Annotated in this window: 24 protein-coding genes; 21 read left to right on the forward strand and 3 right to left on the reverse strand. The window is 57.5% G+C overall.

Features of this window, described 5'->3' with window-relative positions; genetic code table 11:
- Positions 1 to 53: 53 nt before the first annotated feature.
- Genes JRC49_11960 through JRC49_11975 form a run of 4 tightly spaced genes read left to right on the forward strand, consistent with a single transcriptional unit; the run spans position 54 to position 2,701 of the window.
- On the forward strand, positions 54 to 1,100 hold the full coding sequence (locus tag JRC49_11960) for a GGDEF domain-containing protein (GenBank protein ID QTE70505.1): 1,047 nt from the start codon (positions 54 to 56) through the stop codon (positions 1,098 to 1,100).
- A gap of 40 nt (positions 1,101 to 1,140) precedes the next feature.
- Positions 1,141 to 1,467 (forward strand): nucleotide pyrophosphohydrolase, encoded by a 327-nt coding sequence (locus JRC49_11965; GenBank protein ID QTE70506.1) that lies wholly within the window; start codon positions 1,141 to 1,143, stop codon positions 1,465 to 1,467.
- A 20-nt stretch (positions 1,468 to 1,487) separates the two neighbouring features.
- A complete protein-coding gene (locus tag JRC49_11970) occupies positions 1,488 to 2,216 on the forward strand; it encodes a class I SAM-dependent methyltransferase (protein QTE70507.1) in 729 nt (242 codons plus the stop codon).
- A gap of 20 nt (positions 2,217 to 2,236) precedes the next feature.
- Positions 2,237 to 2,701: an HD domain-containing protein gene (locus JRC49_11975; protein QTE70508.1), complete on the forward strand. Its 465-nt coding sequence runs from the start codon at positions 2,237 to 2,239 to the stop codon at positions 2,699 to 2,701.
- Positions 2,702 to 2,708: 7 nt separating this feature from the next.
- Here JRC49_11975 and JRC49_11980 read toward each other — a convergent pair whose 3' ends face one another.
- The 3 genes from JRC49_11980 to JRC49_11990 all read right to left on the reverse strand — a co-directional run bounded on the left by JRC49_11980 (position 2,709) and on the right by JRC49_11990 (position 5,207).
- On the reverse strand, positions 2,709 to 3,506 hold the full coding sequence (locus JRC49_11980) for an HAD family phosphatase (GenBank protein ID QTE70509.1): 798 nt from the start codon (positions 3,504 to 3,506) through the stop codon (positions 2,709 to 2,711).
- A gap of 112 nt (positions 3,507 to 3,618) precedes the next feature.
- The gene (locus JRC49_11985; GenBank protein ID QTE70510.1) at positions 3,619 to 4,461 is read right to left on the reverse strand and encodes a metal ABC transporter permease; all 843 of its coding nucleotides are present in this window, start codon (positions 4,459 to 4,461) and stop codon (positions 3,619 to 3,621) included.
- Positions 4,458 to 5,207, reverse strand: coding sequence for a metal ABC transporter ATP-binding protein (locus tag JRC49_11990; GenBank protein QTE70511.1), 750 nt, complete (start codon positions 5,205 to 5,207; stop codon positions 4,458 to 4,460). Before JRC49_11990 ends, JRC49_11985 begins: the two co-directional genes overlap by 4 nt.
- A 98-nt stretch (positions 5,208 to 5,305) precedes the next feature.
- Between JRC49_11990 and rpiB the strand changes: the two genes are divergently transcribed.
- From rpiB to rpsC, 17 genes are all read left to right on the forward strand, one after another.
- A complete protein-coding gene (gene rpiB, locus JRC49_11995; protein ID QTE70512.1) occupies positions 5,306 to 5,764 on the forward strand; it encodes a ribose 5-phosphate isomerase B in 459 nt (152 codons plus the stop codon).
- A gap of 34 nt (positions 5,765 to 5,798) precedes the next feature.
- Positions 5,799 to 6,569, forward strand: a complete 771-nt coding sequence (locus tag JRC49_12000) for a ParA family protein (GenBank protein QTE70513.1) — start codon at positions 5,799 to 5,801, stop codon at positions 6,567 to 6,569.
- Positions 6,570 to 6,588: 19 nt separating this feature from the next.
- Positions 6,589 to 7,443: a ParB/RepB/Spo0J family partition protein gene (locus JRC49_12005; protein ID QTE70514.1), complete on the forward strand. Its 855-nt coding sequence runs from the start codon at positions 6,589 to 6,591 to the stop codon at positions 7,441 to 7,443.
- Positions 7,444 to 7,636: 193 nt separating this feature from the next.
- Positions 7,637 to 8,320: a sugar transferase gene (locus JRC49_12010; GenBank protein ID QTE70515.1), complete on the forward strand. Its 684-nt coding sequence runs from the start codon at positions 7,637 to 7,639 to the stop codon at positions 8,318 to 8,320.
- A 154-nt stretch (positions 8,321 to 8,474) separates the two neighbouring features.
- Positions 8,475 to 9,347 carry a transketolase gene (locus tag JRC49_12015; GenBank protein QTE70516.1) on the forward strand — a complete coding sequence of 291 codons (873 nt, stop codon included), beginning with the start codon at positions 8,475 to 8,477 and terminating at the stop codon, positions 9,345 to 9,347.
- Positions 9,344 to 10,267 carry a transketolase gene (locus JRC49_12020; GenBank protein ID QTE70517.1) on the forward strand — a complete coding sequence of 308 codons (924 nt, stop codon included), beginning with the start codon at positions 9,344 to 9,346 and terminating at the stop codon, positions 10,265 to 10,267. Before JRC49_12015 ends, JRC49_12020 begins: the two co-directional genes overlap by 4 nt.
- A 9-nt stretch (positions 10,268 to 10,276) precedes the next feature.
- Positions 10,277 to 11,020, forward strand: coding sequence for a LicD family protein (locus JRC49_12025; protein ID QTE70518.1), 744 nt, complete (start codon positions 10,277 to 10,279; stop codon positions 11,018 to 11,020).
- 206 nt (positions 11,021 to 11,226) lie between these two features.
- Complete coding sequence (locus tag JRC49_12030) at positions 11,227 to 12,030, forward strand: MBL fold metallo-hydrolase (protein ID QTE72876.1); 804 nt, start codon at positions 11,227 to 11,229, stop codon at positions 12,028 to 12,030.
- Positions 12,031 to 12,034: 4 nt separating this feature from the next.
- Entirely contained in the window at positions 12,035 to 13,939 is a 1,905-nt protein-coding gene (locus JRC49_12035) for an ABC-F family ATP-binding cassette domain-containing protein (GenBank protein ID QTE70519.1), read from the forward strand.
- 517 nt (positions 13,940 to 14,456) lie between these two features.
- Positions 14,457 to 14,765, forward strand: a complete 309-nt coding sequence (gene rpsJ, locus JRC49_12040) for a 30S ribosomal protein S10 (GenBank protein ID QTE70520.1) — start codon at positions 14,457 to 14,459, stop codon at positions 14,763 to 14,765.
- A gap of 19 nt (positions 14,766 to 14,784) precedes the next feature.
- A complete protein-coding gene (gene rplC, locus JRC49_12045; protein ID QTE70521.1) occupies positions 14,785 to 15,426 on the forward strand; it encodes a 50S ribosomal protein L3 in 642 nt (213 codons plus the stop codon).
- Between the two features lie 23 nt (positions 15,427 to 15,449).
- Positions 15,450 to 16,073 carry a 50S ribosomal protein L4 gene (gene rplD, locus JRC49_12050; GenBank protein QTE70522.1) on the forward strand — a complete coding sequence of 208 codons (624 nt, stop codon included), beginning with the start codon at positions 15,450 to 15,452 and terminating at the stop codon, positions 16,071 to 16,073.
- Positions 16,070 to 16,375 carry a 50S ribosomal protein L23 gene (gene rplW / locus JRC49_12055; protein QTE70523.1) on the forward strand — a complete coding sequence of 102 codons (306 nt, stop codon included), beginning with the start codon at positions 16,070 to 16,072 and terminating at the stop codon, positions 16,373 to 16,375. The genes rplD and rplW overlap by 4 nt, the downstream gene beginning before the upstream one ends.
- Positions 16,376 to 16,396: 21 nt before the next feature.
- On the forward strand, positions 16,397 to 17,230 hold the full coding sequence (rplB, locus tag JRC49_12060; GenBank protein ID QTE70524.1) for a 50S ribosomal protein L2: 834 nt from the start codon (positions 16,397 to 16,399) through the stop codon (positions 17,228 to 17,230).
- A gap of 18 nt (positions 17,231 to 17,248) precedes the next feature.
- Positions 17,249 to 17,527 (forward strand): 30S ribosomal protein S19, encoded by a 279-nt coding sequence (rpsS, locus tag JRC49_12065; GenBank protein ID QTE70525.1) that lies wholly within the window; start codon positions 17,249 to 17,251, stop codon positions 17,525 to 17,527.
- A gap of 22 nt (positions 17,528 to 17,549) precedes the next feature.
- Entirely contained in the window at positions 17,550 to 17,933 is a 384-nt protein-coding gene (rplV, locus tag JRC49_12070; protein QTE70526.1) for a 50S ribosomal protein L22, read from the forward strand.
- 18 nt (positions 17,934 to 17,951) lie between these two features.
- Positions 17,952 to 18,620, forward strand: coding sequence for a 30S ribosomal protein S3 (rpsC, locus tag JRC49_12075; protein QTE70527.1), 669 nt, complete (start codon positions 17,952 to 17,954; stop codon positions 18,618 to 18,620).
- Positions 18,621 to 18,623 lie beyond the last annotated feature (3 nt).

Consider the following 18,623-nt stretch of genomic DNA (forward strand, 5'->3'; position numbering starts at 1 on the left):
GAACAGAAAGAGGCATCCGCATGTTTAAAGAGTACTTATTGCAGAATTGGGTTTTGATCCTTATTCTGTTTGCGTATGCGGTTGCCCTGAAAATGACGGTTTCGCTGGCACCCAGAAGCATCAAACGAATGTATCTGCTGATCGGTGAAATCTTCCTTCTCTCCATTGTCGTGTATGTGGAGTTTTACCTGGCTGACCGGGGGTTGAACCGGGAGCTGCGGGTTGTGCTGATGGCCCTCCGGTACAGTGCCACGCCGATTATCATCGCGCAGGTGCTTTATACGATGAACAAGGAACTGCACAGGTATATTTTTATTCCCGCAGCCCTGCATGGAGTTATCAATTTCATTTCCATCTTTACCGGGATTGTTTTCCGGATTGACAGCGACAATGTATTCCGCCGCGGACCGCTCGGACTGCTGCCCTACATCATGGCGGGGGCGTACTGCGTCTTCCTGATCTACATTCTGTATACCCGCAGCAATAAGAAACTGATAGAACTTTCCCCGATCGGCTTCCTCTGCTTTGCGTTCGCACTGGGACTGTTCCTGCCGTTTGTGTTCGGCAGTGCCTACTCCCAGATTTTCTGCGCAACCATCGCTATTGCCCTTTTCACATACTATGTGTTTTCCGTTCTCCAGGTAACCCGGAAGGACCTGATGACAGGCATGCTCAACCGTTCGGCCTATTACGCGGATATATACAACAATCCGGAAGATATCAGCGCCCTGGTCTCGCTGGACATGAACGGACTGAAAACCATCAATGATACCGACGGCCACGCGGCCGGTGACGATGCGCTGATCACCCTGGCGATTTGTTTTATGCGTGCGCTGAAACGCAGGCAGGCCGGATACCGGGTGGGTGGCGACGAGTTCATTATCGTCTGCAGGAAATGCACGCGGGACGAGGTGCTCCAGCTGATTGAACGCATCCGGGCCAATGTGGCGGAAACGCCCTACAGCTGCGCTGTCGGCTTCAGCTATATCAGCGAAGGAACGAAGGATATAGACGCGCTGCTCCGGGAATCAGACGCCATGATGTACGCGGAGAAAGCACAGTATTATGAAAGCACCGGGAAGGACCGGCGGAGGAACTGAGACGGTGCCGCCCCGGCGGCCGGAAAAGAGGAACAGATTCATGACAGATTTCAGTATCCAGGAAATGCAGGAGATGCAAAAGCAGCTGCAGGAACAGTACAAAGGCAAATGGGAACCGATCGGACCGGAGACCGGGAAGAACAAGCTGCTCTGGATGATCGGGGAGACCGGCGAAGTCATCGACATCGTCAAGAAAAACGGCGGCACAAAAGCGGCGCAGGATCCTGAACTGCGGAAGGATCTTGTGGAAGAGATGGCGGACGTGCTGATGTATTACAATGACGTGATGCTTTGCTACGGCATTACGCCGGAAGAACTGAAAGCTGCATATACAGAAAAGTTTGAGAAGAACATGAAGCGCTGGTAAAGCAAACATGAGGTAAAACAGTGGACAATGTATTTGAACAGGTGGAAAAGAACATAGACAACCTGGTCCTGGGCAACGCGGACTGGACGGCATCCGCCACAAAGGAAGAGCTGGAAGCGGCCCGAAAAGGGGAACTGCATCTGCGCTTCTGGAACGGGGAAGTGCCGGCAGAATGGCTGCGTGATATCAAAGGGAAACGGGTGCTGTGCCTGGCGGGTGCCGGCGGGCTGCAGGCGCCGCTCTTTGCCTGCGCTGGGGCAAAGGTAACGGTGATTGATCTCTCCGGCGGGATGCTGGAGAAGGACCGGGCAATCGCGGAACGGGAGAGACTGGACATTGAGATCGTGAAAGGCAACATATGCGACCTGTCCCGGTTTGCGGATGAATCCTTTGACCTGATCTTCAACCCGCCGTCCCTGATGTATATCCCGGACGTCAGCGTGGTGTTCCGGGAATGCTTCCGGGTGCTGGCTAAAGGCGGGGAGCTGATGATCATGGCGCCGGCTCCCATCAACTATATGTGTGACTGGGTGGAGAATGAGCAGGGCGGCTATTACAAGACGGTTCACCGGGTGCCCTGCTGTACCCGGGAGTACGATGATTCCGAGTGGATCGAGTACGGGCACACCATGGAGGAATACCTGGGCGGCATGATCCGATGCGGTTTTGTGCTGAACGGATATCTGGAGTGCCAGGGCGAGGATATTACAGAACTCAATTTCCTGGCCAGGGCAGTAAAACCTGAATAAACAGAGGATGATCATTAAAAATGGAAAGAATCGGAGCGGTCCAGGCCTGCGTGGACAAAATCGTAGCGGCACAAACAAAAGAAATTGATATCAAATTCGGCTATGTGCATCTGTACAGCGTTTCACAGACCTGCGCGCTGCTGGCAATGAAACGGCAGCAGAACGTGGAGCTGGCCGCGATTGCCGGCCTGCTGCACGACATCTATGCCTACCAGACAGGAAACAGGAAGGATCATGCCCATCAGGGTGCTGCTGCGGCAAGGAAGATCCTGCAGGAGCTGAATCTGTTTTCAGAAGAAGAGATTGATATGATTTCGCATGCGATTTACCGTCACAGCGATAAAGACGAGGTTGATTCACCCTTTGACGAGGTGCTGAAGGATGCAGACGCGCTGCAGCACTTCCTGATTATGCCGCTGGTTGCTCCTGCACCGCATGAAGCGGCCCGGGTCAGCAAGCTGAAGGAAGAGCTGGGAATCCAATAAAAGCATATTATTCATCCGCTATGATCCCGAAATGGATCATGGCTTTTTTTATACCGTCATCCTCCGGACGGGCGGTGGTCCAGGAGCAGGCAGCCTTCACATCCTCCGGGGCATTGCCCATGGCGATGCTGTGGCCCACATGCTCAAACATGGTCATATCATTCCGGCTGTCGCCGAAGGCATAGCAGTCTTCGAAAGCGACGTTCAGCTTCTGCCGGATGACGTCAATGCCGGTTCCTTTGGAATAGGCGGCGGGGATCACTTCCCAGCCTCCCTTACCACGGTCGATGGCGGTAAACGGCAGGCCGATGGCGGCAGTTGCTTCCTCGAGTCGGTCGATCGGGCCGCGGGTGTCGGAAAAACAGAACATTTTAACTGCCCTGAATTCCGGATCCGTTTCAGTGATGTCCCGGTCTATTCCGTTCTTCCGGGCATAGTCCCGGAAAATGGGGATGGCGGGATGGGCCGGGGCCAGGGGATCGAAATACATGGCGGTATCGCATTCATAGACAACCGGCATTTCCAGGGAAAGAAAAACCTGACGGAGACGCCGGGTCCGGGCTGGGTCATATTCCATGCTCTGCAGCGTTTCACCCCGGAAGACAATCCGGGTGCCGCAGCCCATGATCCAGCCGTCCACCGGGAAACCGTCCAGGCGGTGATCCAGGTTGCAGAGGGTCCGGCCGGTATTGATGAAGATGAGATGACCGTTCTCATGCGCTTTTTCCAGGGATGGCAGGACGGAGGCCGGCAGCTTCCGGCTGTCGTCAAACAGGGTTCCGTCGATATCGAAAAACAGCAGCATGAATACCCTCCAAAGGTCAGGAATGAGTCTCTATTGTAGCCGGATTGGCGATTCTTTTCAACAAAAAACGGAGACCGGACAGGTCTCCGTACAGGACAATTGTTTATGTGCTTTATTTCCGGATGCCCCTGACAGCCAGGGAAACGGCATAGCACAGGGCGGAAACCAGCACGATGGACGCGCCGGCACTGGTATCCAGATAATAGGAAAGGGTCAGGCCGAGGAGGCCGCTGAAGAGGGCCAGGACCACGGACCAGACCGCATGCTGGCGGGAGGACCGGGCGAGGTTGCGGCCTGCGGCGGCCGGCAGGATCAGCAGGGCGTTGATCAGCATAACGCCGACCCAGCGGATGGAAAGCATGACCGCGACAGCGACCATGACCACAAAGGCGCATTCCACCAGGCGGGTTTTGATGCCGCGGCTGCGGGCCAGGAAGCTGTCCACGCTGGTAAGCAGCAGGGAGTTATACAGCAGGGCCCACAGGACCAGCGTGCCGATGAGGGCCAGGAGCAGCCAGAGCAGGTCGGAGGGGGTGACGGCCAGTACGTCGCCGATCAGCAGGGAGGAATACTTCGCAAACTTTCCGCCCCGGGCGAGGATCAGCAGACCCGCAGCCACGGAGGTGGAGGAGAATACGGAAATGACGGTATCGGTGGAAGCAGAGCCGGACTGCTTGATGACGCAGATCAGGATGGCCCAGATGATTCCGAAAACCAGCATGGCAACCAGATCGTTCCGCAAGCCGAGGATGATGCCCAGGCCGATACCGGTGAGGGCGGAATGGCCCAGCGCGTCTGAGAAGAAAGCCATCTGGTGATTGACCGCCATGGTGCCCAGCAGGCCCAGGAGCGGGGTCAGCAGCAGGATCGCCAGGAAGGCGTTTTTCATGAAAGAGTACTGATAAGCCTCCAGCGGGAGGATTGCACCGAGGATGCTGTAGATCGTATCCATCATTCCGCCTCCTCTTCTTCACCGCTGTAGCCGAATACGGCAGAAAACTCCGGAGAGGAGAAAACGCTCTCAGCGGAGCCCTGGGCAAGGACTGATTTGTCCAGCAGGACCACATGGTCGGCGTATTCCCGGACAAAGCGCAGGTCGTGACTGACCAGCAGGATGGCCATGTGATGGGTCTGCTTCAGATCCAGAAGCGTATCCAGGAACATTTTCAGGCCGTTGCGGTCGATGCCGCTGACCGGTTCATCCAGCACCAGCAGGTCCGGCGCGGGATTCATGGCCAGGGCCAGGAGAACGCGCTGCAGTTCACCGCCGGAACAGCGGCCCAGAGGCCGGTCCGCCAGATCGCCGGCATTGACGGCGGCAAGGGCTTCATCCACCAGCGCACGAGTCTTTTTGCCGACGCCGGTCCAGACCGGACGCTTTGAAAGAGAGGCGGCCATGAAATCCCGGACTGTGAGGGGCATTTCCCGGTCAAACTGCAGATGCTGCGGTACATAGCCGGTCCGCAGGTGAGGAATATCCAGCCCGCGGCCGTCCACATGATGAATCAGGCCTGTGTGGGGAAGCTCTCCCAGCAGGGCGCGGATCAGTGTGGTTTTACCGGCACCGTTCTGGCCGATGAGTACGGTGAGCTGTCCGCAGTGGATGTGCATGGACACATCCTGGAGCAGGGTCTGGCCGCCGCGGCGGACAGTAATCCGGTCCAGATCGATGTGACAAAGCTCGCAGTGATGCAGGGGCATTGATCTTCCCGCCTCCTTGAAATTCAGCGCATGATGATGTATTATAGCATAGATTCCTATGCGAAGGAATATTATAAGGAAACGGGAGCGTATACGTCATGATTGCACTGGCTTGTGACCATACCGGAGTGGCCCTGAAACAGGAACTGATGAAGATGCTGGACGAGATGGGACTCGCCTGGAAAGACTACGGCAATTATGATGCGAATAACCGGGACGACGACTACCCGGTATACGGATACAAGGCTGCAAAAGCCGTTGCGGACGGCGAATGCGACCGGGGTATCCTGATCTGCGGCACCGGTATCGGCATCGGCATCGCCGCCGGCAAGGTGAAGGGCATCCGCGTCTGCACCTGCAGCGACGTGTACAGCGCAGAACTGAGCAAACGGCACAACAACAGCAACATCCTGACCATGGGTGCCCGGGTGGTGGGCACAGAGCTGGCGAAGATGATCGCGAAGCACTGGCTGACCGCCGAGTTTGAGGGCGGCCGCCATCAGCGGCGCATCGACATGATCGCGAGGATTGAAAACGGAGAAGCTCCGGAAGCGTAAACCGCTGTCCGGAGCATGTTATGAAAGGCAGAATATGGCGAAGATTATCGCAATTGCGAACCAGAAGGGCGGCGTGGGTAAAACAACCACAGCCGTGAACCTGTCCGCGGCCATTGCGCAGGCAGGCAAAAAGGTCCTGATGGTAGACCTGGATCCCCAGGGGAACACAACCAGCGGCTTCGGCAGGAGCGTGAACGAGCGCAGCTCGGTTTACGACGCGCTGATGGGCCGCGCGGATCTGAAAAACTGCATTCAGGACACGGATATCAAAAAGCTGAAGCTGATCGGATCGGACATCCGCCTGGCAGGCGCCGAAGTGGAACTGGTCAGCGTAAAGGACCGGGAGTTTTTCCTGAAGAAGCTGCTGGGCGTGGTGCGGGACGATTATGATTTCATTTTCGTGGACTGCCCGCCGAGCCTGAGCCTGCTGACGCTGAACGCCATGGCAGCAGCAGACAGCGTGCTGGTGCCGATCCAGTGTGAGTACTACGCGCTGGAGGGCGTGACCAGCCTGATGAACACCGTGAACCGGGTGAAACACACCTTCAATCCCCGGCTGGAGATCGAGGGCATCCTGCTGACCATGCTGGACGGCCGGACGAACCTGGGCCTGCAGGTGGTGGACCAGGTCAAGAAGCACTTCAAGAAGGCGGTGTTCGCGACCACGATTCCGCGGAACGTCCGCCTGGGTGAAGCGCCCAGCCACGGAGAACCGATCTGCATTTACGACCCGCGGAGCAGCGGCGCCCTGGCCTATGAATCCCTGGCCAAGGAAGTCCTGTCCCGCAACAAGAAAAAGAAGTAAGCAATAGGAGACTGCAGTTATGCCGAAGAAGACGCACGGCCTCGGAAGGGGACTGGACTCCCTGTTCGCGGGAGCCGAAGACTGGGGAACCAGTATCCAGGAAATCCCCGTGGGCGAACTGGATCCGAACCCGGATCAGCCCCGGCGCACCTTCAGCCCGGAAAGCATCAGCCAGCTGGCGGACAGCATCCGGGAACAGGGTGTATTGCAGCCCTTGCTGGTTGCTCCCGCGGGGGGCGGCCGCTATATGATCATTGCCGGTGAACGCCGCTACCGCGCGGGCCGTGAAGCCGGACTGGAGACGCTGCCCTGCATCGTCAAGGATATTGACGTGATCCGGCAGCGTGAAATCGCGCTGATTGAGAACCTGCAGCGCGAGGACCTGAACCCCATCGAAGCCGCGAAGGGCATCCGTGCCCTGATGGACCAGTGCGGCTATACGCAGGAGAAGGTCAGCTTCCGCCTGGGCAAGAGCCGTCCGGCGGTGGCCAACATGCTGCGCCTGCTGCAACTGCCGGACGAAGTGACCGAGATGGTGAAGGACGGCCTGCTGACCGCCGGCCATGCCCGGGTGCTTGCCGGTGTGAACAGCAGCGCGGAACAGCTGCGCCTTGCCCATAAAGCAGTGGACGAAGGCCTGAACGTGCGCCAGATGGAGCAGCTGGTGAAGGCCCTGGGCGCCAAGCCCAAGAAGAAAGCCGCACCGAAGCGCCTGCCTGCGGAACTGAACGAACTGCAGGAAAAGATCCTGCGCCGGACCGGACTGAAGAGCACCCTGACGGGCAGCATCTCCAAGGGACGGATTGTGCTGCAGTACAGCAGCCGGGAAGAGCTGGAGAGGCTGAATGACATCCTCGATAAGATCGGGGAGTAAGAGGTAGGAAGTAGGAAGTAGGAAGTAGGAGGGGAACGATCCGAGAGGTGACCCAGTGGGTCATTCGCCGTAGGCGAAGACGAGGCGAGTGAGTCAACCGAAACGAGCAATGCGACCGCTCCAAGGGAGCAGTGCGACGATTGAGGTTGCGGATAGGAGTTTTTCTACTACTTTAACCTTTTAAGGAGAAGGCATGGGAAAGAACGAGCTGCCGAAGGAGCCGTACTGGGACGGACCGCTGTCACATCCCTTTTACAGCAAGGTAGTCAAGCGGATCCTGGATCTGCTGCTGGCACTGATCCTGCTGATTCCCGGATTGATTGTGATGATTCCGCTGGCCATCTGGGTCAAGCTGGATTCGGAAGGCCCGGTTTTCTACCGGGCGGTACGGGGCGGTTATCATAACCAGCCCTTCCGTATTTTCAAGTTCCGCAGCATGGTGGTGGACGCTGACAAGACCGGCGGCTGCACCGCCAAGAACGACGACCGGGTGACCCGGGCAGGCCGGGTGATGCGGCGGCTGAAGCTGGACGAGCTGCCCCAGCTGTTCAACATTATCAAGGGTGACATGAGCTTTGTCGGCCCGCGGCCAGAACTGCTGCTGTACACAGAGCAGTATACGGAGGAACAGCAGTGCATCATGTGGGTGCGGCCGGGCATCACGGACCGGAGCAGCATCGTGTATATTGCCCAGGATGAGATCGTGGGCGAGGAAGATCCGGTAGCCAACTTTGAACGGCTGATCCTGCCGGAGAAGAACCGCCTGCGGGTGGAATACGCCAGGAGCCAGAGCTTTGCGCTGGACGCGGGACTGTTCCTGGAGACGATCAAGGGCGTGTTCAAAAAAGCGGATGATATGAGGAAAGAGAATAAGTAAATTCACAATTCATAATTCATAATTCACAATTATGAATGGTGGAACCAAAGTCGGCGATCCTCCTGCATGGAGTGTATCGATGCAGTAACATTCCTGATTTGAAGGAAACACTATCAATTATGAATTATGAATTATGAATTAAGAAGGAGACGGCATGGAAAGCTACGAGGCGCTGGTGCACAGCGGGTTTGAAGGGGAACCGGACGTCCGGGATCCGAAAACGCTGGCCTGGCTGATTCGCAGGAACGGTCTGGAAATGACCCACCTGAGCCGGGGCAGCCATATCGGCAGCGTACTCAGTGTCGCGGAGATTATCGCGGTGCTTTATGCCCGCGTGCTGAATGTGGATCCGAAGGAACCGAAGAAGCCGGACCGGGACCGCCTGATTCTGAGCAAGGGTCACGCGGGCAGCGCGGTATACGCCGCACTGGCGGAGACCGGCTTTTTTCCTGTTGAACAGCTGAAGACACATTACGCCAACGGATCGATCCTGTCCGGTCATGTGAGCCATAAGGGCGTGCCGGGAGTGGAGGTTTCCACCGGTTCCCTGGGACATGGCCTGGGCATAGGGACCGGCATGGCGCTGGGCGCAAAGATGGACGGCGCCCAGTGGCGGACCTATGTGGTGCTGGGAGACGGCGAGTGCGACGAGGGATCCGTATGGGAAGCCGCGCTGCAGGCGGCCCAGTACAAGCTGGACCGGCTGATTGCCGTGGTTGACTACAACCATATGCAGAGCCTGGCCACGGTGGATGAGACCCTGCGGCTGGAACCCTTTGAGCAGAAATGGAAGGATTTCGGCTGGAACGCGATCAGCGTGGACGGCCATGATACAGAAGCCCTGCTGAAGGCTTTTGAGTGGGCAAAGGAAAACGCCGGCAGCCGGAAACCGTCGGTGATCCTGGCCCATACCGTGAAGGGCAAAGGGATCTCCTTTATGGAGAACAACATCCTGTGGCATTACCGGACGCCCCAGGGCGAGGAATATGACGCAGCACTGAAGGAACTGGAGGCAATCAGACCGTGAGAGACGCGTTTGCGCGGGTCCTTGAGGAGGAGATGGAGCAGAACGAGCGGATCGTCCTGATTACGGGCGACCTGGGCTTTGGCGTGCTCCGGCAGATCCACAGGCGCTTTCCGGACCGGCTGATTAACGCCGGCATCGCGGAACAGGGCATGGTCAGCATGGCTGCCGGCCTGGCGACCACGGGCAGGACCGTGCTGGTTTATTCCATCGGCAACTTTCCGGTGCTCCGTCCGCTGGAACAGATCCGGAACGACTGCGTGTACCACAAGGCGGACGTGAAGATCGTATGCGTGGGCGGCGGCTTCGTATATGGAAGCCTGGGCATGAGCCATCACGCGACGGAAGATATGTCCGTGATGCGCGCGATTCCGGAAATGATCTGCTATACGCCCGGCGATCCCGCGGAGACCGAGGCTGTGACCCACGACATGATCTGGCGGAAGGGCACATGCTATCTGCGGCTGGGCCGGGGCAATGAACCGAAAGTGCATGAAGGCCCGGTGAAGGGCTGGTCCTTTCCCAAGGCCATTACGCTGCGGGGCGGCAAGGATATAGCCATCCTGAGCTGCGGCGGCATCCTGACCCAGGCGATGGACGCGGCGGAGCGGCTGGCGGAGAAAGGCATCAGCGCGCGGGTGGTGAGCTTCCCCTGCCTGAAGCCCCTGGACACTGACACGGTGAAGGAACTGCTGGCAAACTTCCGGCGGATTATCACCGTGGAAGAGCATACGATCATCGGCGGCTTCGGCAGCGCGGTCTGCGAACTGGCTGCGGAAGAGGGAACCGGATGCCGGGTGAAGCGGATCGGACTGAACGACTGCTTTACCACCGTGGTGGGAGACCGGCAGTACCTGAGAGAGATATACGGGATGGACGGGAAAGCCATTGCCGACAAGGCGGAAGCTTTCCTGGAAGAGTGAGGCGCGAAGATGAAAAGGGAACTGACGCTGGACGAGATCCACGAGGAGCTGCTCTGCCAGCTGCGGGACATCAAGGCGATCTGTGACAGGCACGGGATTGAGTACAACCTGATGTGCGGAACGCTGCTGGGCGCGGTGCGCCACAAGGGGTTCATTCCCTGGGATGACGACGTGGACCTGCTGATGACCCGGGAGGAATTCACCAAATTCCGTCAGATTTATCCCAAAGAATGTGACAGCCGGTTTGAGCTGACCTACCTGGACACCTGGACACCCCGGGTGATGAACCGGGATCCGGAGAAGGCGGCCGCCTTTACGGACTTCTTTATCCTGGATCCGCTGCCGCCGGAAGGCTGGCAGAGGAAACTGCATCTGCTGCACCTGCACCTGCTGCAGGGCATGATGAAAAAGAACGTGGATTACAGCCGGTTCAACCTGAAGAACCGGATCCTGCTGAAGGCGACCCACCTGCTGGGCATGCCCTTCAGCTATGCCTGGAAAGCAAAGCGGTACGACAAGGTGTCCACCCGGATCAGGAGCGGGAACGACCTGCACATGTCCAATGGCGCGTTTGAGCTGATGACGCATGTGTGGCATCCGGAACAGTTTGCCGAAAAAATCACGGCGCCCTTTGAGGACGTGGAGTGCCTGATTCCGAAGAAGTATGACGAGGTGCTGACCGTGCTCTTCGGACCGGACTATATGATGCCGCCACCGGAAGCGGAACGGGTTGCGAAGCATTTGGATCTCTGATCCAAATACTTCACAACAATTCATAATTCATAATTCACAATTCATAATTTTGAATTGTCAACCTGGCTTTTACTTCCTGAAATAAGGAAAGCTGGCAGTATGTGACATGGAATTGCGGCAGGGAAAAGCATACAATCATTATGAATTATGAATTCTGAATTGTGAATTCAGAGATTGACGAGAAACGGGGATAAGACCAGGTGGACATGTTTTTCTGCCCCCTGTACTCCGGATCAAGCGGAAACGCGCTGTTCTGCCAGTACGGGAACACAAGGCTGCTGATTGACGCGGGGAAGTCCGGGAAGACGATCGAGGACGCACTGGCTTCCATCGGCGCGGATATACGGAGCATCAGCGGGGTACTGATTACCCATGAACACAGCGACCACATTTCCGGCGCGGGCGTGCTGGCGCGGAAATATAACCTGCCGCTGTATGCCACGAGGGAGACCTGGTGGGCGATGCGGGGCAAACTGGGAAAGATTCCGCAGGAATGCATGCGGGAGATCGAAGCCGGAAAGGATTTCTGGCTCGGCGATATCGGCGTGGTACCCTTTTCCATTCCGCATGACGCGGCGGATCCGGTAGGCTTCAGGCTGTACGGCGGAAACCTGAGCGTTTCCACAGCGACGGACCTGGGCTATTTTTCGGAAGATGTGTACGCCAATGTGGCGGGCAGCACGCTGGTGCTGCTGGAAAGCAATCACGACCCGGATATGCTGCGGGCCAACCCGCGGTATAACGCGGCGCTGAAGGCACGGATCCTGGGGGATCACGGCCACCTGAGCAACGAAGCATGCTCATCAGCGCTGCTGCGGCTGATCAATGCCGGGACGGGCAATGTGATCCTCGGCCACCTGAGCGGAGAGAACAATACGCCCACGCTGGCCCGGAAAGTATCCTCTGACGCACTGGCCCGGGAAGGCATCCGGCCGGGGGAGGACATCCGGATGGAGGTAGCGCTGCGGGACGAGGTCGGCAGCGTCTATATACTGAAAGAGAGAACATAAGGTTATGATTATACTGGCCCTTCAGGACGTAAAGAAGAGCTTCGGCACCCATGAGGTGCTGAAGTCTGTTTCCTTTACCCTTCAGGACGGGGAACGGATGGGCCTGGTTGGAGTCAACGGCAGCGGCAAAAGTACCATCATGAAGATCATTGCCGGACTGGAAACTGCCGACAGCGGCACCGTGAGCATGCAGAAAGGGCTCCGGATCGGTTATCTGGCCCAGCAGGGCGAGCTGACCGGGGAGGAGACGGTGCTGGAAACGCTGGAGAGCGTCTTTGAACCCCAGCGGCGTATGGAAGCGGAACTGCGGTCCCTGGAGCAGGAAATGGCTGAATCCGGGTCTGATCCGGAAGCACTGCGGATCCTGGGCGGGAAATATGACACGCTGACCCGGGAGTTTGAACGGAGTAACGGCTACGGATGGCGGTCTTCTGTGCAGGGTGTGCTGGCCGGTCTGGAGCTCCGGGAGTTCCAGGATATGAAGACAGGACTGCTGTCCGGCGGCGAGCGCACCAGGCTGTGCCTGGGACGGATGCTGCTGACGGAACCGGATCTGCTGCTGCTGGACGAACCGACCAACCACCTTGACCTGAAGAGCATTGCCTGGCTGGAAGAGTACCTGGCTGCTTTCCACGGCGCTGTGCTTGTCATCAGCCACGACCGGTATTTCCTGGACCGGGTGTGCGGCCGGATGGCGGAGCTGCTGCTGGGCAATGTAGAGACATACAGCGGAAACTATACCGAATACCTGGAAAAGCGGACGGCTGTGTACGAAAACCGGATGCGGGCCTGGAAGCTGCAACAGAAGGAAATCGCCCGGCAGGAAGCCATTATCGCCATGTACCGCCGGTTCAATAAGGAGAAGAGCATACGGATTGCCAACAGCAAGCAGAAACGGCTGGATATGGTTGAACGGCTGGAGAAGCCTGAAGATGAAAGCACAATCCGGTTCCGGTTTGAAACCCGGCGGCGTACGGGTGACGACGTGCTGATGACCGAAGGCCTGAGTAAGGGCTACGGGGACCGGATCCTGTTCAGGGATCTGAAGATGCACGTCCGCGCCGGAGACCGGATTGCCCTGATCGGTGACAACGGCACAGGCAAGAGTACGCTGCTTAAATGCCTGATCGGCGTGGAAAAGCCGGACGCAGGTGTAATCCGCTGGGGAACAGGCGTGGATCTGGGATACTACGACCAGCACCAGTCGGAGCTGCATGAGAACAAAACCGTGCTGGATGAGGTATGGGACCGGTTCCCGAGAATGGAACAGTATGAGGTGCGGGGAGCGCTGGGCCTGTTCCTGTTTACCGGGGATGAGGTTTTTGAGCCGGTCAGTACCCTGAGCGGCGGCGAGAAGGGCCGGGTGGCCCTGACGGAGCTGATGCTGCGGAAGGATAATGTGCTGCTGCTGGACGAACCGACCAACCACCTGGACATGGACAGCCGCGAAGTGCTGGAGAACGCGCTGAGCGATTTCCCGGGGACGATTATCTCGGTCAGCCATGACCGTTACTTTATCAACCGCTTTGCTGAAAAGGTCTGGGTACTGGATGGAAACGAGATCAAGGAGTACCTGGGCAACTATGACAGCTACGCGCTGAAGGTCAGCCGTGACCAGGAACCGGACGGCAGTGCTCCGCAGCAGACCCGGACAGCGATGGACAAGGAAAAGCGCAGGAGCCGGGAAGAAGAAAGGAAACTCCGGGAACAGAAGGAAGCGCTGAAGGCGGCGGAGCAGGCGATTGCCCGCGCGGAGAAGGAAGCCGGAGAGATGGAGGCGGAACTGGCGGATCCGGAGATCTGGAAAGATCCGGACAAGGCAGCCGAAACCACCCGGCGGTATAACGCCCTGAAGGATGAGATTGAGCGCCTGTATGAACAATATGATGCGCTTGAGAGCAGTCTGTAATACAAGATACAGTATATGACGCCCGGAACCGAAAGGTTCCGGGCGATTTGTATGTTTCAGGGGGACTGTAAATAGACACACATGATGGGGTGTATATAAATATCGGACGAAAGCATTGATAAATAAAGAAAGATTATGTTGTAAAATTGAAAAATATTTTTTTGAGACCAGGAAAAGGGAGAATAGGCGAAAAATAGGGACACACCAGTAACAGTGTTCACATTGGAATGACGTAAAGCACGTAAAACCGTCGTTTACAGGAAATCGAAAAAGTAAAAAAGTTCAAAAAAAATTTCAAAAAACTGCTTTTTACCTCTTGAAAAAAAATCAGAACTCATATATAATTCTCCTGTTGTCTGTTTAGGGATGAAGTGGTAAGTTGCCGTCCGGCCAGACGGGTAATTATCACGGACCAGCCCGCTAATCGGGCGACGGACTCGAAGGCGTCAGAGAGGATCTGCACCTGCAGTGGATCCCGGAGAACGCAAACGAGAACGAATTGAGGAGGTTAACAGGAATGGCCAACCAGAAAATCCGTATCAAGCTGAAGAGCTACGAGCACAAACTGATCGACCAGAGCGCGGAGCGGATCGTTGAAACCGCAAAGCGTACCGGCGCTCGTGTCTCCGGCCCCATCCCGCTCCCCACGGAAAGGGAGATCGTCACTATCCTTCGCGCCGTCCATAAGTACAAGGACAGCCGCGAACAGTTCGAACGCCGCACCCATAAGCGGTTGATCGACATCAACAATCCGAATCCCAAGACGGTGGACGCCATGATGAAGCTCGATCTTCCTGCTGGTGTCGAAATCGAAATGAAACTGTGAGGCAGGAGGAGCGATTAATATGAAGAAAGCGATCGTGGGCAAAAAGATCGGCATGACGCAGGTCTTCACTGAAGACGGCCGTCTCGTACCGGTCACCGTGATTGAAGCGGGCCCCTGCACAGTGGTGCAGACCAAGAACATCGAAAGCGACGGCTACGATGCCGTACAGGTCGGTTTCGGCGACCTGACCGAGAACCGCGCCAAGAAACTGCTCACCAAGCCTGAAATCGGCCACTTCAAGAAGGCCGGCGTGGAGGCCAAGCGCACCCTGCGTGAATTCCGGTTTGAAGACTGCAGCAGCTACAAAGTCGGCGACGTTCTGAAGTGCGACCAGTTCGCCCAGGGCGACAAGATCGACATCACCGGAACCAGCAAGGGTCACGGATACACCGGTCCCATCCAGCGGTGGAACCAGCACACCGGCCCCATGGCTCACGGCTCCAAGTATCACCGCGGCGTGGGTTCCATGAGCGCGAACTCCGACCCCAGCCGGGTATTCAAGAACAAGCACATGGCCGGCCACTACGGTGTGGATAAGGTCACGGTGCAGAACCTGGAAGTCGTCCAGGTGGACGCGGAACGCAACCTGCTGCTGGTCAAGGGCGCTGTGCCCGGCCCCAACGAAGGTCTGCTGATTATCCGTGACACCTGCAAGGCCTGAAGCTGAGCAAGGAGGAAGAGACAATGGCAAAAACCGCACTTTATAATATGGAAGGAAAGACCATCGGCGAAGTTGAGCTGAGCGACGAGATCTTCGCGGCTCCGATCAACGAAGCAGCGATGCACCTGATGGTCCGCTCCTACCTGGCAGCACAGCGCCAGGGAACACAGAGCTCCCTGACCCGCGGCGAAGTCCGCGGAGGCGGCCGGAAGATCTACCGCCAGAAGGGCACCGGTAACGCCCGCCACCATGGCAACCGCGCACCCCAGTTCAAGCACGGCGGTGTCGTGTTCGCCCCCAAGCCCCGTGATTACGATCTGGCCGTGAACAAAAAGGTTCGCCGCCTGGCTTTCAAGAGCGCCATGACCACCAAGCTGAACGCTGGCGAGATCATCGTTGTTGACAAGCTGGAGCTGAAGGATGCCAAGACCAAGCTGATGGCCGAAACGCTGAAGAAGCTGCAGGCTGAAAAGAAGGCCCTGGTGATCCTGCCCGAGCGTGAAGAGAGCATCATCCGCGCGACCGCGAACCTGCCCCAGGCGAAGGTCAGCTACGTGAACACTCTGAACGTTTACGACATCCTGAACGCCGACAAGCTGGTTATGACCGTTGCGGCCAAGGAAAGCGTCGAGGAGGTGTACGCATGAAGAACCCCCATGACATCATCAAGCGGCCGATCCTGACGGAAAAGGCTTACGAAGGAATCGACGAGAAGCGCTACGTTTTCGAAGTCGACATCAAGGCCAACAAGGCCGAGATCAAGAACGCCATTGAAACCGTGTTCGCGGAAGACGGCGTGAAAGTTGCCAAGGTTAACACCCTGCGCACCATCGGTAAGATGAAGCGCCAGGGCCGCACCCAGGGCATGACCCCCGAAACCAAAAAGGCCTATGTGATTCTGAAGAAGGACTCCAAGCCCATCAAGTTCTTCGAAGGCATGGCACAGTAACGCAAGGGAGGAACGAAAGAAATGGCTATCCGAGTTTACAAGCCGACTTCGCCCGCCCGGCGGCATATGTCGGTTCTGACCTTTGAAGAGGTCACCAAGAAAGCGCCCGAGAAGAGCCTGACCGAGGTTCTGAAGAAGAACAGCGGCCGGAACAAGCAGGGCAAGATCACCGTCCGTCATCAGGGCGGCGGCAACAAGCGGAAATACCGCATCATCGACTTCAAGCGCGACAAGGTGGATATCCCCGCCAAGGTCAGCGCGATCGAGTACGACCCGAACCGCAGCGCCTTCATCGCCCTGCTGAACTATGTAGACGGCGAGAAGCGCTACATCCTGGCTCCTCTGGGCCTGAAGGTCGGGGACACCGTGATCAGCAGCGACAGCGCGGACATCAAGCCCGGTAACGCCCTGCCGATCAGCAACATCCCCGTTGGTACCCTGATCCACAACCTGGAGCTGAAGCCCGGCCGCGGCGGCCAGCTGGTACGCAGTGCCGGCATGAGCGCCCAGCTGATGGCTAAGGAAAATGGTTTCGCTCAGGTCCGCCTGCCCAGCGGCGAAATGCGGAAGCTTCCGCTGAACGCCAAGGCCACCATCGGTACCGTGGGTAACACCGATCACGAGAACGTACGCCTGGGTAAAGCCGGCCGCGTTCGCCACATGGGTATCCGGCCCACCGTCCGCGGTGTGGTTATGAACCCCTGCGATCACCCGCACGGCGGCGGCGAGGGCAAGAGCCCCGTTGGTATGCCGGCTCCTGTTACTCCCTGGGGTAAGCCCGCTCTGGGTCTGAAGACCAGGAAGCACAAGAAGTATTCCAACAAGATGATCGTCAAGCGCGCAAGCTCGAAGTAAAGGAGGCACCTGAAAGATATGAGTCGTTCCGTAAAGAAGGGCCCTTATGTAGAGCCCGCGCTGATGAAGCGCATCACCGAGATGAATGCGAGCGGCAAAAAAGCGGTCGTGAAGACCTGGAGCCGTTCCAGCACGATCTTCCCGGACTTTGTGGGCCATACCGTTGCTGTGCATGACGGCCGGAAGCATGTTCCGGTTTATGTAACAGAGGACATGGTCGGTCATAAGCTGGGCGAGTTCGCCCCCACCCGCACCTTCCGCGGCCACGCCGGGGACAAGAACAGCGCGCGGAAGTAATTGAAAGAGGAGGAAAAACGAAATGGCTACCCGTTCGAAAGAAAAGGCAGCGGCCCGTAAGGCGAACGCCGACAAGCGTCCCCAGGCTCATGCCAAGTACATTCGCATCTCTCCTCGGAAGGTGAAGATCGTGATCGATCTGATCCGCGGGAAGAGCGTGGATGAAGCCGCAGCGATCCTGCAGTTCACCCCCAAGGCCGCGAGCCCCGTGGTCCTGAAGGTTCTGAACAGCGCCATCGCCAACGCGGTGAACAACCAGGAACTGAACCGTGACAACCTCTACGTCGCCGAAGTGTATGCCAATCCCGGTCCTACGCTGAAGCGCTACGTTGCCCGCAGCCGCGGCAGCGCGTCACCGATGCTCAAGCGCACCAGCCACATCAGCGTGGTGCTGGACCAGAAGTAAGGCGAAGGAGGAAAAGACATGGGTCAGAAAGTAAATCCCCACGGTGCACGGGTCGGAGTCATCTATGACTGGAGCACCCGCTGGTACGCCGGGAAGAAGGATTTTGCCAACAATCTGGTGGAAGATTTCAAGCTTCGCAAGATGCTGAAAGAAAAGTACTACTCCACCGGTATCAGCCACATTGATATCGAACGTACGGCGCAGACCATGACAGTGAACATCTTCACTGCCAAGCCCGGCATGATTATCGGCCGCGGCGGCGCCGGCATCGAAGAGCTCAAGAAGAACATCACCGAGTTCCTGGGCCGTCCCTGCCACATCAACGTGATGGAGATCAAGCAGCCCGACGCCGATGCTCAGCTGGTTGCTGAGAACATCGCCCAGCAGCTCGAGAAGCGCATCAGCTTCCGCCGTGCTCTGAAGCAGGCCATGGGCCGCAGCATGAAGATCCCGGGAGTCAAGGGTATCAAGACTGCTGTCAGCGGACGTCTGGGCGGCGCCGATATCGCCCGCAGCGAGCACTATCATGACGGATCTATTCCGCTGCAGACCCTGCGCGCGAACATCGACTACGGCTTCTCCGAAGCTAAGACCACTTACGGCCGTCTGGGCGTTAAGGTCTGGATCTACAAGGGCCAGATCCTGCCCCGGGCCAAGAAAGCCCCTGCCGGGAAGGAGGGAAAGTAAGCC

This window comes from Clostridiales bacterium FE2011 (assembly GCA_017569305.1).
Classification (GTDB): domain Bacteria; phylum Bacillota; class Clostridia; order Christensenellales; family Aristaeellaceae; genus Aristaeella.